A 12,418-nucleotide genomic window follows, 5' to 3' on the forward strand; every position below is an offset into this window, starting at 1 on the left:
GCGGGGCATCACGACCGCATGCTGATTTACAAGATTTTCCGGTCCGATGAATGGGCTGCGTTACAACAACTGGGCGCGTCGGACGGCGCGCCGATCGATGTCGCTGACGGCTATGTCCACTTCTCGACCGCCGAACAAGCGGCCGAGACAGCCGCCAAGCATTTTGCGGGGGTCGAGGGGCTTACCCTGTTGGCCTGCGACGCCGATGCGATGGGCGACGATCTGAAGTGGGAGGTTTCGCGCGGAGGTGCCCAGTTCCCTCATCTCTACCGCCAGATTCGGATGACCGATGTTGTCTGGTCGCGCCCCTTGCCCTTTGACGGGCAAGCCCATCGATTCCCGAAGGAGATGGAATGACCACTTTTATCGACCCCGACCGCGCCCAGTTCGAAGCGTTCAAATCGCTGGACCGCGACCATCCGATCGAAATGCTGAACCTTGTGAAGTTTCGTGAAAAAGCCGAGTATCCGACCGGACACGAACTGGCGGATGCCGGGCTGAGCGGAGCGCAGGCCTATCGAAAATACGGGTCCGAAACCGCTCCGATCATCGCCCGACTGGGCGCCTCGATCTTGTGGCGCGGAGCATTTCAGACCACGCTGATCGGTCCACAGAATGAAACTTGGGATGAGGTCTTTATCGCCCGCTACCCAACTGCACACGCGTTCTTGGAAATGGTGACTGACCCGATCTATCAGGCCGCTGTTATTCACCGGCAGGCCGCGGTAGAAACCTCACGCTTGATCCGGTGTGCGCCGACAGAGGGTGGAGAGGCTTTCGGATGAAGCTGACTGAGAAACTGGGTCTGGCGCTCCTGCACAGAATGGACCCCGAAGCCGCCCATGGCATGTCGATTAAAGCATTAAAAGCCGGATTGGCCCCGATGCCGGGGCCGGTAACGTCGCCCCGCCTGAAAACAACCGTGGCAGGGCTGGATCTGCCCAATCCCGTTGGTCTGGCGGCAGGTTTTGACAAGAACGGGGAGGTTCTAGCGCCTTTATCCCGCACAGGCTTTGGCTTTATCGAAGTGGGTGCCGTCACGCCTCGCCCACAGCCCGGCAACCTCAAACCTCGCCTGTTTCGCCTGTCCGAGGACAAGGCCGCCATCAACCGCTTTGGCTTTAACAACGAAGGCATGGAGGCCATGGCTCACCGTCTGGCCAATCGCCCCAATGACGCCGTGATTGGCCTGAACCTTGGCGCGAACAAAGACAGTGACGACCGCCCGGGTGATTTCGCCAAGGTGTTGGCTCGTTGCGCCGCGCATCTGGATTTCGCCACGGTCAATGTGTCTTCGCCCAACACCGAGAAACTACGGGATTTACAAGGCAAGGCGGCGCTTAGTGCGCTGTTGGGCGGTGTGATTGAAACCCGAAACGACTTGCCCCGCCCAATCCCGATTTTCCTGAAAATTGCGCCTGACCTGTCCGAGGCCGAACTGCAAGACATCGCTGAGGTGGCTATTGAGGCCGGTGTGGACGCGGTGATCGCGACGAACACCACCCTAAACCGCGATGGGCTGCTCAGTGTTCACAAGGGTGAAGCGGGCGGTCTTTCCGGCGCTCCCCTTTTTGAGAAATCGACGCGGATTCTTGCGCAGCTTAGTCAACTGACCGGGGGTAATATCCCACTAATCGGCGTCGGTGGTATCAGCAGCGCGCAACAGGCCTATGCCAAGATTTGCGCCGGGGCATCGGCTGTTCAGCTATATACGGCGCTGGTCTACGGGGGTATCTCATTGGTGGCTGAGATTGCCGAAGGGTTGGATGACCTATTGGCGCGCGATGGGTTTAATTCTGTCGCACAAGCTATTGGAAGCAAAAGAGAATACTGGATATGATCACGTACTGGCACAATCCCCGCTGTTCGAAATCCCGTACCGGGCTGGAGTTGCTTGAGCAGAACGGCGCGCAAGTTGAGGTGCGCAAATACCTTGAGGATGCGCCCTCGGTCGATGAACTGCGCGACGTGCTCAGCAAGCTTGGTATCGAACCTATCGACATGATGCGGACGGGGGAGAAGCGGTTCAAGGAACTGGGTCTGTCCAAATCCTCACCTGCGGATGAATTGATTTCCGCAATGGCCGAGAACCCAATCCTGATTGAGCGCCCCCTTGCCATTGCAGGTGACAAAGCTGCCATTGGGCGTCCACCGGAAGAGTTGCTGTCGCTGCTCTAGGCGACCTGAGCCTCAAGCCTTGGATAGCGCCAGCCCAATGTAACACCGCGCGCGATGTTCAACACCATAAGCGCGGCCCAAAGGCCGTGGTTGCTAAGCGCCGGCACCAGAACAAACAGAGCGACCACGTAGATTGCAACCGACTGGATCATCGCGTTGCGCATGGCGCGGGTCCACGTGGCACCGATAAAAATACCATCGAACATCCAACTGGCCACGCCGATGACCGGCGCCAGTGCGACCCAGATCAAGTATTCGCGCGCGGCGATGCGCACTTCGGGCGACGTGGCCATCAGATCAATCAAGACTGGTCCAGCAAGGAAGAAGGCTGATCCCAGAAGCACCGCGCCGCCGACCCCCCATTGCGACGCCATGATCGACGCGCGCCTTACTCGATGTCGGTCACGCGCACCGACTGCACTGCCGACGAGCGCTTCGGCGGAAAACGCGAATCCGTCCAGGGCAAACGCTGTAATTTCAAGAAATTGCAGCAACACCTGATTGGCGGCGAGGTTCACATCCCCCAGATCCGAACCGACAAACAGAAACGTGGTGAAAGAGCCAGTCAGCAAGACTGATCGGATCATGATATCGCCATTCACCTGCATCATCCGACGCAGCCGCGCCGGGTCGAAAATCCGCGGCCAGTCGCGCCACTGCTTCCCGCCGAACGCATTGCGACATAACCAAAGGCCCAGCGCCAGCCCGGTCCATTCGGCAATCAGAGTGGCGATTGCAACCCCCTCAACCCCCCAGTCAAGGCCCAGAACGAACCACAGGTTCAGCACGACATTCAGCCCGTTCATCCATACTTGCAAGACAAATACGCCCCGGGTCCGTTCAACCGCGATAAGCCAGCCCGTAACCGCATAAAGCGCAATCGTAGCGGGCGCGCCCCAAATGCGGATTTCCAGATAATCGCGCGTTAACGCTTCGACTTCGGGGCTGGCGGGCGACAGGGCAAACGCACCCAAGAACACCCACACCTGGACCAGGATAAACACCATCCCCGCCGTACCGCCCAACAGCAGCCCACGCATCAACAGCGCGCCCGTTTCCGCCGTATCACCGGCCCCGCGTGCCTGTGCCGCCAGGCCCGTCGTGCCCATACGCAGAAACCCGAAAATCCAGTAGATACTTGCCAGAATGACAGCGCCCATTCCCACCGCCCCGATCGGTGCAGCCTGTCCCATCTGACCAACCACGCCGGTATCGACCGCGCCCAGAATAGGAACTGTCGCGTTGGACAAGACGATCGGAATCGCGATCTTTAGCACCCGTCTGTGCGTCAGGGGTGCCGCGGTATCCTGCATCGCAGTCTACTCTTTTTTCGGTTCGGATTGCGGCATCAGGAAATGCCCGGTGGCCTGCGCAAACGGGCGGGCGTGATTGTCCTGCCAGGCCTCGACCCGGACCGACGCATATCGGCGGCCAGACCGGCTGACAAAAGCCCGGGCATAGGCATCCCGTGGCAAGCCAGAGCGCAGGTAATCAACCGTGAAATCCACCGTTTTCGGGAACCGTATCGTTTCAGCCTTGAACAGGTCTTTCGGATCAACCTCGCCGCTTTCGATACGAGGAAAGAAATACTCCCAACTCAGCGTAATCACGGCCGTAACTTCCAGAAATGCCGCCGTGACCCCACCGTGCAGCGCGGGTAGCAGCGGATTTCCAATCAGCTTGTCGTCAAAATTCAACACGCCTGTCAGTTCATCCCCGCGCCGGTCGAAGGTAATATTGAGAAAGCGGATATAGGGCACCCCCTCGACAATCGCGTTCAGGGCGGCATCACGGCGGTTCTTGACGACCTGCATGGGTTCGGGACGAGGACGCGCCATCACAGACCCTCCACCGTGAAGGACCCCGCGGCGGTCGCCACCGGTCGATCCCGATCATCGTCCATCGCAGTTGCGCGGACAAAGGCAACATTGCGGGTAATGTGATAGCAGATGGCGTGGGTCGTGATGTTCTGTCCCGGCGTTGCGGCGCGCATATAGTCGATCCGCAGGTCTATGGTGGCCGTCGCGCCCGGGGCCGCGGGATGGCTCATGACAGCAGCACCACAGCAGGTGTCCAGCGCCGCGAAAACCGCTCCGCCGTGGATCACGCCAGTTCTGGGATCTCCGACCAAATCAGAGTTGTACGGCATGGTGATTTCAGCTTCACCTTCGCTGATTGAGGACAAGTCAAGCCCAAGCGCCTTGGCATGCGGGATCGCCTCAATGAACCGGCGCGCAATCGCTACTTTGTCGACCATGTGTATGTATCCCTTCGATTTCACCCTTTATGAGCCTGTGCCCCACAAAAGAGCAAGACCGCCTGTTGCGCTTGTCGTCACGACGCCCTAGTTTGCAGGCGAGGAGACCCGAAATGACTGACAACCGTTTGTCATTAAACGAGATGTGCGAAAAGTTCGATGTAACCAAGCGCACCTTGCGATATTATGAATATATCGAGTTATTGAACCCCGAGCGCGAAGGCCGTACCCGCTACTATGGACCTCGTGAATGTGCGCGGATGAAATTGATCATGCGCGGTCGGCTGTTTGGCTTTTCATTAGAAGAAATTCGTCAATGGCTGTTGATCTACGAAGATCAGGGGAACCGAGCCCAGATGGCCGAGTTCATCAAGCTGGCTGATCGACAAATGCCGGAACTTGAAAAACAGCGTCAGCAATTGGAAGAGGCGATGGAAGAACTCCAACGCCTGCGCGAACAGACGGCTAAATCGCTTGGCTGATCCCTTTCGGGGTTAGATTACGGGTATCGCTTACCAATCCGCCCGGGCTTTTGGCCCTGTCTGACGGTGTGTGTCGCTCAGCCATCCATCAAAATTCCGTTACGTCACGCCTCGAACCGAAGGCAAACCGCACCTTGACGCAAGAGGAAGTTACGTAAACTTTCAGAGTGACGTAGCGTTTGCATTACGTGAACGTCATCTACGTGTTGTAACCTGCGCATCAACTGCGCACCTGACTGATTAGACGCCAGTGACGAAAGTACTGAAACCATGACCGAAGATCTTATGACCATCCGTGAAATGTGCGAGACATATGATGTCACGCCGCGCACCTTGCGTTTTTACGAGGCCAAGGAACTTTTGTTTCCAATCCGCGAGGGGCAGAAACGTCTGTTCACCAAACGTGACCGGGCACGTCTGAAATTGATCCTGCGCGGCAAACGTTTCGGTTTCAGCCTGGAAGAAATCCGACAGCTACTGGACCTGTATCACGTGGGCGACCAGCAAATGACCCAGATGACCCGCACCTTCGAAATCGCAAGGGAACGTCTGGCAGATATGGAAGCCCGCCGTGAAGAGCTGACTCAGGCCATTGACGATCTGAAAGAACAGCTGCGCTGGGGCGAGAAAGTCATCGCCTCGATGAAGAATGAGAAAAAGGCCGCTGAATAACCCTCACGGCCTTATCCCCGGACATCTGAATTTAAGGGAGCTTCAAATGCCCGTCTATAATGCGCCTACCAAAGACACTCAGTTCATTTTGCACAATGTTCTGAAAGTATCGGAATCTGACATTCCGGGATACAGCGAACTGGAGGCTGAATTCACTGGCGCCGTGCTGGAAGAAGCCGGCAAGGTCGCCACAAACGTTCTGCACCCGCTTAACGTTGTGGGTGACACCGAAGGGTGTCGGCTGGAAAATGGCATCGTGTACACGCCCACAGGATTCAAAGGTGCCTTCGAGCAGATGAAAGAAGGCGGCTGGACCGGTCTCGACATGCCCGAGGAATACGGTGGCCAGAACATGCCCTATGTGATCGGTACCGCGGTGGGAGAGATGTTCTCGGCCGCGAACCAGGCCTTCACGATGTACCAGGGTCTGACACACGGTGCCGCATCTGCCATTCTGGCGCACGGCACTGACGAGCAAAAGAACAAATACCTGCCCAATATGGTCAGCTGTGAATGGACCGGCACCATGAACCTGACCGAACCGCATTGTGGCACGGATCTGGGCCTGATGCGCACCAAGGCCGAGCCGCAGGGTGATGGCAGCTATAAGATCACCGGCCAGAAAATCTTTATCTCATCCGGCGATCACGACATGGCCGACAACATCATTCACCTGGTGCTGGCCAAGATCCCCGGCGGCCCCGAGGGCATCAAGGGCGTGTCGCTGTTCATCGTACCCAAGTTCATCGTCAATGAAGATGGGTCTCTGGGTGAGCGCAACGGTGTTTCGGTCGGCAAGATCGAAGAAAAGATGGGTATCCACGGAAACTCCACCTGCGTCATGAATTACGACGACTCCACCGGATGGTTGTTGGGCGAGGAACACAAGGGCATGCGCGCCATGTTCACCATGATGAACGAAGCGCGTCTGGGTGTAGGCATGCAGGGTCTGGCGCAAGCCGAGGCCGCGTTCCAAAACGCACTGGAATATGCCAAGGATCGACTACAGGGCCGCGATGTGACAGGTGTGAAAAACCCGGACGGCCCTGCTGACCCGCTGATCGTACACCCCGACATCCGCCGCAACCTGATGGATCAGAAAAGCTTTACCGAAGGCGCACGCGCGTTCATCCTTTGGGGCGCAACCATGATCGACAAAGCGCACCGGTCGAGTGACAAGGATGCGGATGGTCTGATCTCCTTGCTGACCCCGGTCATCAAGGGCTTCCTGACAGATCAGGGCTATGACATGACCGTTCAGGCCCAGCAGGTTTATGGCGGACATGGCTACATCGAAGAATGGGGCATGTCGCAATATACGCGCGACGCCCGGATCGCGATGATCTACGAAGGCGCAAACGGCGTTCAGGCGCTGGACCTTGTGGGCCGTAAGCTGGCTCAGGACGGCGGCAAGCACGTCATGGCGTTCTTCGAAATGGTCAAAACCTTCTGTAAGGAAACTACTGGCCAAAACGAAGCTTATGACAAGGCGTTTATCGAGCCGCTGAAAGCTGCGTCGAAAGACCTGCAAGCCGCTGGCATGTACTTCATGCAGGAAGGTATGAAGAATCCGAACAACGCGCTGTCTGGCTCTTATGACTTCATGCATATGTTTGGCCATGTCTGCCTGGGCCTGATGTGGGCGCAGATGGCAAAAGCCGCGCAAGACGCTTTGGATGGCGGTGCCTCGGACACGGAGTTCTACGAGACCAAGATCAATACCGGCCGTTTCTATATGGCGCGTCGCCTGCCCGCCACGTCCATGCACCTTGCGCGCATTCAGACTGGCGCTGATACGGTCATGGCGCTTGAGGCCGCAAACTTCTGATCGCAGCCTGGCCCGTGGGCACCCACCCCCGGGCCGGTCTTTCGGAGGAGAGAAATGCCGAAACGATTTCGCCTGACACGCCGCTTTCCCGTCGCCATGACTGAGGACGGATACCGCAAGCTTCGCGGCTTTGCCCATGAGGCTGGTCTTGACGAAGGTGAGGCGCTGTCTTTCTTGTTCGAAAACTTCGACAACATCATTCATGAGGATAAACTGACCCGCCGACTACGCGCCTTCAATTCCGAGCTAGAGGCGCGCAAGCGCTGACAGTTTTCGTCAAACTTGCTTTCGATATGCGTGTTTTCAGCAAGACGAACCCTTACTCACTGAAAGGTTCAGCTTTCTCGAAATACGCGTGTTTCGGCACCGCACCACACGCCTTTGGAAGGACGACCCCATGACCATCAAACTTCACTGCTTCGGAGAAAGCGGGAACTCTTACAAAGCCGCCTTGGCGCTCGAATTATCCGGCCTTGAGTGGGAACCTGTGTTTGTCGATTTCTTCAACGGTGCAACGCGCACGCCCGAATACCGGGCCGAAGTCAATGAAATGGGCGAAGCGCCCGTTATGATAGATGGCGATTTCCGCACCAGCCAGTCCGGTGCCATTCAGGCCTATGTGACCGAGAAATCGGGTAAGTTTGGTGGCAAGGACCGGGATGAGAATTACGAGATCTTCCGGTGGGTTCTGTGGGACAACCACAAACTCAGCTCGATGGCCGGGGTCACCCGGTTTCTGATGAACTTTCTGCCACCCGAGCACCGCAATGCCGACGTGATCGCATTCAACCAGGGCCGCCTGAAAGGCGCCTATCACGTACTGGAAAGTCACCTAAATGGGCGCGACTGGATCGTCGGTGACGGTGTCACCAATGCCGATATCAGCTGTTGCGGCTACCTGTATTACCCGGAACCGTTTGGCTTTGACCGCGCCGACTGGCCCAATATCGACGCCTGGCTGACCCGTTTGTCGGAACAGCCCGGCTGGAAACACCCCTATGACCTGATGCCCGGCAACCCGTCGGATCGAGCTTAAGGAGAAGACCCATGACCGAAGCTTACATTTATGACGCCCTGCGCACACCGCGCGGCAAGGGCCGCAAGGACGGCAGCCTGCACGAGGTAACCTCGGTGCGCCTGTCCGCCCTGACGCTGAACGCGATGAAAGAGCGTAACAATCTGGAAGGCCACGCCGTTGAGGACGTGATCTGGGGCAACGTCACGCAGGTGATGGAGCAAGGCGGTTGTCTGGCGCGCTCGGCGGTTCTAGCCTCGGATCTGGATGAATCGATCCCCGGCTTGGCGATCAACCGTTTCTGCGCCTCAGGCATGGAAGCCGTGAACCTGGCCGCGAACCAGGTCAAAGGCGGCGCGGGCGAAGCGTATATCGCGGGCGGCGTTGAAATGATGGGCCGTGTGGCCATGGGCAGCGACGGTGCGGCGATCGCCGTAGACCCGACGCTGGCGATGGAGACTTATTTCGTTCCGCAGGGTATCTCGGCCGATATCATCGCCACCGAATATGGCTTCAGCCGCGACGATGCTGACGCACTGGCCGTTGAATCGCAGAATCGCGCAGCAAAAGCGTGGGAAGAGAACCGGTTTGAGAAATCGGTCATCACCATCAAGGACCAGAACGGCCTGACCATTCTGGATAGCGACGAATACATGCGCCCCGGCACCGACATGCAAAGCCTTGGCGCGTTGAATCCGTCCTTCCAGATGATGGGTGAGCAGATGCCCGGCTTCGACAAGGTGGCGATGCTGAAATACCCGCATCTGGAGCGGATCAACCACATCCACCACGCGGGCAACAGCTCGGGCATCGTGGACGGTGCGGCGGCTGTTTTGATCGGCAATAAGGAGTTCGGTGAGAAGTACGGCCTCAAGCCGCGCGCCCGTATTAAGGCAACCGCCAAAATCGGGACTGACCCAACCATCATGCTGACCGGCCCCGTTCCGGTGACCGAGAAGATTCTGGCCGATAACGGAATGAAGATCAGCGATCTGGACCTGTTCGAAGTGAACGAGGCCTTCGCCTCGGTCGTGCTGCGGTTCCAGCAGGCGTTCGATGTCGATCCCGAACTGGTCAATGTCAACGGCGGCTCAATCGCGATGGGCCACCCACTTGGTGCGACCGGTGCGATGATCATCGGCACACTTCTGGATGAGCTTGAGCGTCAGGACAAAGAAACCGGTCTGGCCACGCTCTGCATCGCGTCTGGAATGGGTGCGGCAACCATTATCGAGCGCGTCTGATGCCCAAACTGGATCTCTCTCAGATTCCGTTCAAGGGTGGCTCGGCCTATCCCGGCAAGCTGGCCGAGGCGACCGCAGGTCGTTTCGTGCAGCGTGTGGGCGATGCAGGCGGGCTGACCCAATACGGGGTCAACATCGTGCGGTTGGAACCTGCCGGGATGTCCTCGTTGCGCCACTATCACATGCTGCAAGATGAGTTTGCCATCATGCTCAGTGGCACATGCGTGCTGATCGATGACGATGGTGAGCATGAGATGCTGCCCGGTGACTGCGCCGCTTGGCCTGCAGGTGAGGCCAACGGCCACCATCTTGTGAACAAAACCGATGCGCCCGCGACCTTTCTGGTGGTGGGCACTCGGACCCCGACCGAGACCGGCTACTACAGCGACATAGACATGATGGTGAAAGATGATGAAAACGGATTCTCTTTCACCCGGAAAGACGGCAGCCCGCTGACGGCTGACCAGATTGGAGATGACAATGACTGATTTCACTCTGAGCAAAGACGCAGACGGCGTCGCCTTTGTGACCTGGGACGCCCAGGGCAAATCCATGAACGTTCTGACCCGCGAGGCCTTTCAGGAGGTCAGCCAGCTGATCGATCAGGCGCTGGAGGATGACGAGGTCAAAGGCATCGTTATTACCAGTGGCAAAGAAGGCTCGTTCGCCGGTGGTATGGACCTGAATACTTTGGCGACCATTCGTCAGGAAGCGGGTGACGAACCAGCGCAGGCACTGTTCGATTTCGTGATGGGTGGCCACCACATCCTGCGCAAAATGGAACTGGCGGGCATGGACCCAAAGACCAAGAAGGGCGGCAAGCCGATTGCCTGCGCGATCAACGGCACCTGCGCCGGGATCGGGACAGAGATCGCGCTGGCCTGTCATCACCGCGTCATGACCGACAACCCGAAAGCCAAAATTGGTTTGCCGGAAATCCTGCTGGGCATCTTCCCCGGTGGCGGCGGCACCATGCGCTATAGCCGTATGGTTGGTGCGATGGCTGCGGCCCCTGTCCTGCTGGAAGGCAAGATGATGGACCCGAAGAAAGCCAAGGGCGCGCAGCTGATCGACGCTGTGGCTGATGATCCGGTTGCGGCCGCGAAAGAGTGGGTTCTGAACGCCAAGGATGCCGATCTGGTTAAACCTTGGGACGCGAAGGGCTATAAGATGCCCGGCGGCGCACCCTATCACCCTGCTGGTTTTATGACCTTTGTCGGTGCCAGCGCAATGGTGCACGGCAAAACCCAAGGTGCGTTCCCGGCGGCCAAGGCTCTGCTGAGTTCGATCTACGAAGGCGCGCTGGTCGATTTTGACACCGCTCTACGGATTGAGGCGCGGTGGTTCACCTCGATCCTGATGAACCCGTCCTCGTCGGCTATGATTCGCTCGCTCTTCCTGAACAAGGAAGCGCTGGAGAAAGGCGCTGTGCGTCCCAAAGACGTCCCCGATCAGCGCGTTAAAAAGGTTGGCGTTCTGGGTGCTGGCATGATGGGCGCCGGTATCGCTCTGGTCTCGGCGCAGGCCGGGATGGAGGTTGTTCTGGTCGACCGTGATCAGGCTGCCGCCGACAAGGGCAAGGCATATTCCGAAAGCTATATGGACAAGGGCATCAAGCGCGGCAAAGCCACGGCTGAGAAGAAAGAGGCGATGCTGGCGCAGATCACAGCGACCCCCGATCTGGATCACCTGAAAGGCTGCGACCTGATCATCGAAGCCGTGTTCGAAGACCCGGGCGTAAAGGCGGAGATGACCAAGAAGGTCGAGGCGATCATCCCGGAAGACTGCATCTTTGCCTCAAACACCTCGACCCTGCCGATCACCGATCTGGCCAAGGCATCCGCACGGCCCGAGCAGTTTATCGGCATCCACTTCTTCTCACCCGTTGAGAAGATGTTCCTGGTCGAGATCATCAAAGGCAAGGAAACCGGTGATCGCGCGGTCGCCAAGGCGCTGGACTACGTGCGCCAGATCCGCAAGACGCCGATCGTGGTCAACGATGCGCGTTTCTTCTACGCCAACCGCTGCATCATCCCCTACATCAACGAAGGTGCGCGCATGATCACTGAGGGCGTCAGCCCGATCCTGATCGACAACGCGGCGCGTCAGTTGGGCTTCCCGGTAGGTCCAATCCAGCTGACCGATGAAACCTCGATTGATCTGGGTGCCAAGATTGCACGGGCAACCAAGGCCGCGATGGGCGATGCCTATCCCGAAAGCCCCTCGGACGACCTGATTTTCTGGATGGAGGAACAGGGCCGTTTGGGTCGCAAGGCCAATGCCGGCTTCTTTGACTATGACGACAAGGGCAAGCGCGTCGAATACTGGAAAGGTCTGCAAGAGAAATACCCGCATGCCGAAGACCAGCCCGACCTGATCGAAGTGCAGGAACGTCTGATGTTTGCGCAGGTGCTTGAAGCGGTCCGCGCGCTGGAGGAAGACGTTCTGGAAGACATCCGCGAAGGCGACGTCGGCGCAATCCTCGGTTGGGGCTTTGCACCGTGGTCGGGCGGCCCATTCAGCTGGCTGGACATTATCGGCACGCCTTATGCCGCCGAGCGTTGCGATCAACTGGCCCAAGCCTATGGCGAACGGTTCGCCTGCCCGCCGTTGCTGCGCGAAATGGCTGAAAAAGGCCAAAGCTTCTATGGTCGCTTCAACCCCGAAGCCAAGGCCGCCTAAAGAAAAACGCTGGCGCGTACCCCCTCGCGCCAGCGTTTGCTTGCTGTCTCAGATACAGCT

The 12,418-nt window shown here is 58.1% G+C and carries 15 protein-coding genes; 12 read left to right on the forward strand and 3 right to left on the reverse strand.

Translation table 11 applies throughout. The features are described 5' to 3' along the window. Positions 1-18: 18 nt before the first annotated feature. From ACXAET_RS07560 to arsC, 4 genes are read left to right on the forward strand one after another with little or no spacing between them, the layout of a single operon-like run. Positions 19-357 (forward strand): DUF952 domain-containing protein, encoded by a 339-nt coding sequence (locus ACXAET_RS07560; RefSeq protein WP_475183433.1) that lies wholly within the window; start codon positions 19-21, stop codon positions 355-357. After that, positions 354-785 (forward strand): DUF1330 domain-containing protein, encoded by a 432-nt coding sequence (locus ACXAET_RS07565; protein ID WP_475183435.1) that lies wholly within the window; start codon positions 354-356, stop codon positions 783-785. The genes ACXAET_RS07560 and ACXAET_RS07565 overlap by 4 nt, the downstream gene beginning before the upstream one ends. After that, positions 782-1,840: a quinone-dependent dihydroorotate dehydrogenase gene (locus ACXAET_RS07570; protein WP_475183437.1), complete on the forward strand. Its 1,059-nt coding sequence runs from the start codon at positions 782-784 to the stop codon at positions 1,838-1,840. Before ACXAET_RS07565 ends, ACXAET_RS07570 begins: the two co-directional genes overlap by 4 nt. Continuing rightward, complete coding sequence (gene arsC, locus ACXAET_RS07575) at positions 1,837-2,178, forward strand: arsenate reductase (glutaredoxin) (protein ID WP_068332351.1); 342 nt, start codon at positions 1,837-1,839, stop codon at positions 2,176-2,178. The genes ACXAET_RS07570 and arsC overlap by 4 nt, the downstream gene beginning before the upstream one ends. Here the strand turns inward: arsC and ACXAET_RS07580 are convergent. The 3 genes from ACXAET_RS07580 to ACXAET_RS07590 are packed head-to-tail and all read right to left on the reverse strand — an operon-like array spanning position 2,175 to position 4,435. Then, positions 2,175-3,491: an MATE family efflux transporter gene (locus ACXAET_RS07580; protein ID WP_475183440.1), complete on the reverse strand. Its 1,317-nt coding sequence runs from the start codon at positions 3,489-3,491 to the stop codon at positions 2,175-2,177. The two genes, arsC and ACXAET_RS07580, sit on opposite strands and share 4 nt — an antisense overlap. A gap of 6 nt (positions 3,492-3,497) precedes the next feature. After that, a complete protein-coding gene (locus ACXAET_RS07585) occupies positions 3,498-4,016 on the reverse strand; it encodes a PaaI family thioesterase (RefSeq protein ID WP_475183442.1) in 519 nt (172 codons plus the stop codon). Next, positions 4,016-4,435, reverse strand: coding sequence for a PaaI family thioesterase (locus ACXAET_RS07590; protein WP_475183445.1), 420 nt, complete (start codon positions 4,433-4,435; stop codon positions 4,016-4,018). The genes ACXAET_RS07585 and ACXAET_RS07590 overlap by 1 nt, the downstream gene beginning before the upstream one ends. Before the next feature lie 113 nt (positions 4,436-4,548). Between ACXAET_RS07590 and ACXAET_RS07595 the strand changes: the two genes are divergently transcribed. From ACXAET_RS07595 to ACXAET_RS07630, 8 genes are all read left to right on the forward strand, one after another. Further along, entirely contained in the window at positions 4,549-4,917 is a 369-nt protein-coding gene (locus ACXAET_RS07595) for a MerR family transcriptional regulator (RefSeq protein WP_475183447.1), read from the forward strand. A gap of 270 nt (positions 4,918-5,187) precedes the next feature. Next, the gene (locus ACXAET_RS07600) at positions 5,188-5,589 is read left to right on the forward strand and encodes a MerR family transcriptional regulator (protein WP_068332361.1); all 402 of its coding nucleotides are present in this window, start codon (positions 5,188-5,190) and stop codon (positions 5,587-5,589) included. A gap of 46 nt (positions 5,590-5,635) precedes the next feature. Then, positions 5,636-7,417, forward strand: a complete 1,782-nt coding sequence (locus tag ACXAET_RS07605; RefSeq protein ID WP_475183449.1) for an acyl-CoA dehydrogenase C-terminal domain-containing protein — start codon at positions 5,636-5,638, stop codon at positions 7,415-7,417. A 54-nt stretch (positions 7,418-7,471) separates the two neighbouring features. Next, on the forward strand, positions 7,472-7,684 hold the full coding sequence (locus ACXAET_RS07610; protein WP_068332367.1) for a hypothetical protein: 213 nt from the start codon (positions 7,472-7,474) through the stop codon (positions 7,682-7,684). 130 nt (positions 7,685-7,814) lie between these two features. Beyond that, on the forward strand, positions 7,815-8,453 hold the full coding sequence (locus tag ACXAET_RS07615) for a glutathione S-transferase family protein (RefSeq protein WP_224889430.1): 639 nt from the start codon (positions 7,815-7,817) through the stop codon (positions 8,451-8,453). Positions 8,454-8,464: 11 nt separating this feature from the next. Next, the gene (locus ACXAET_RS07620) at positions 8,465-9,676 is read left to right on the forward strand and encodes an acetyl-CoA C-acetyltransferase (RefSeq protein WP_475183453.1); all 1,212 of its coding nucleotides are present in this window, start codon (positions 8,465-8,467) and stop codon (positions 9,674-9,676) included. Continuing rightward, positions 9,676-10,164: a cupin domain-containing protein gene (locus ACXAET_RS07625; protein WP_475183456.1), complete on the forward strand. Its 489-nt coding sequence runs from the start codon at positions 9,676-9,678 to the stop codon at positions 10,162-10,164. Before ACXAET_RS07620 ends, ACXAET_RS07625 begins: the two co-directional genes overlap by 1 nt. Next, the gene (locus tag ACXAET_RS07630) at positions 10,157-12,358 is read left to right on the forward strand and encodes a 3-hydroxyacyl-CoA dehydrogenase NAD-binding domain-containing protein (RefSeq protein WP_475183458.1); all 2,202 of its coding nucleotides are present in this window, start codon (positions 10,157-10,159) and stop codon (positions 12,356-12,358) included. Before ACXAET_RS07625 ends, ACXAET_RS07630 begins: the two co-directional genes overlap by 8 nt. Positions 12,359-12,418: the final 60 nt, after the last annotated feature.

This window comes from Ruegeria sp. AWH4_226 (assembly GCF_056159225.1).

What these genes read in the sequence shown, in the direction of transcription:
- ACXAET_RS07565 (WP_475183435.1), top strand. Translation starts at nt 354, where the DNA reads ATGACCACTTTTATCGACCCCGACCGCGCCCAGTTCGAAGCGTTCAAA.
- ACXAET_RS07595 (WP_475183447.1), top strand. Translation starts at nt 4,549, where the DNA reads ATGACTGACAACCGTTTGTCATTAAACGAGATGTGCGAAAAGTTCGAT.
- ACXAET_RS07630 (WP_475183458.1), top strand. Translation starts at nt 10,157, where the DNA reads ATGACTGATTTCACTCTGAGCAAAGACGCAGACGGCGTCGCCTTTGTG.
- arsC (WP_068332351.1), top strand. Translation starts at nt 1,837, where the DNA reads ATGATCACGTACTGGCACAATCCCCGCTGTTCGAAATCCCGTACCGGG.
- ACXAET_RS07580 (WP_475183440.1), bottom strand. Translation starts at nt 3,491, where the DNA reads ATGCAGGATACCGCGGCACCCCTGACGCACAGACGGGTGCTAAAGATC.
- ACXAET_RS07600 (WP_068332361.1), top strand. Translation starts at nt 5,188, where the DNA reads ATGACCGAAGATCTTATGACCATCCGTGAAATGTGCGAGACATATGAT.
- ACXAET_RS07560 (WP_475183433.1), top strand. Translation starts at nt 19, where the DNA reads ATGCTGATTTACAAGATTTTCCGGTCCGATGAATGGGCTGCGTTACAA.
- ACXAET_RS07610 (WP_068332367.1), top strand. Translation starts at nt 7,472, where the DNA reads ATGCCGAAACGATTTCGCCTGACACGCCGCTTTCCCGTCGCCATGACT.
- ACXAET_RS07585 (WP_475183442.1), bottom strand. Translation starts at nt 4,016, where the DNA reads ATGGCGCGTCCTCGTCCCGAACCCATGCAGGTCGTCAAGAACCGCCGT.
- ACXAET_RS07615 (WP_224889430.1), top strand. Translation starts at nt 7,815, where the DNA reads ATGACCATCAAACTTCACTGCTTCGGAGAAAGCGGGAACTCTTACAAA.
- ACXAET_RS07625 (WP_475183456.1), top strand. Translation starts at nt 9,676, where the DNA reads ATGCCCAAACTGGATCTCTCTCAGATTCCGTTCAAGGGTGGCTCGGCC.
- ACXAET_RS07605 (WP_475183449.1), top strand. Translation starts at nt 5,636, where the DNA reads ATGCCCGTCTATAATGCGCCTACCAAAGACACTCAGTTCATTTTGCAC.
- ACXAET_RS07590 (WP_475183445.1), bottom strand. Translation starts at nt 4,435, where the DNA reads ATGGTCGACAAAGTAGCGATTGCGCGCCGGTTCATTGAGGCGATCCCG.
- ACXAET_RS07570 (WP_475183437.1), top strand. Translation starts at nt 782, where the DNA reads ATGAAGCTGACTGAGAAACTGGGTCTGGCGCTCCTGCACAGAATGGAC.
- ACXAET_RS07620 (WP_475183453.1), top strand. Translation starts at nt 8,465, where the DNA reads ATGACCGAAGCTTACATTTATGACGCCCTGCGCACACCGCGCGGCAAG.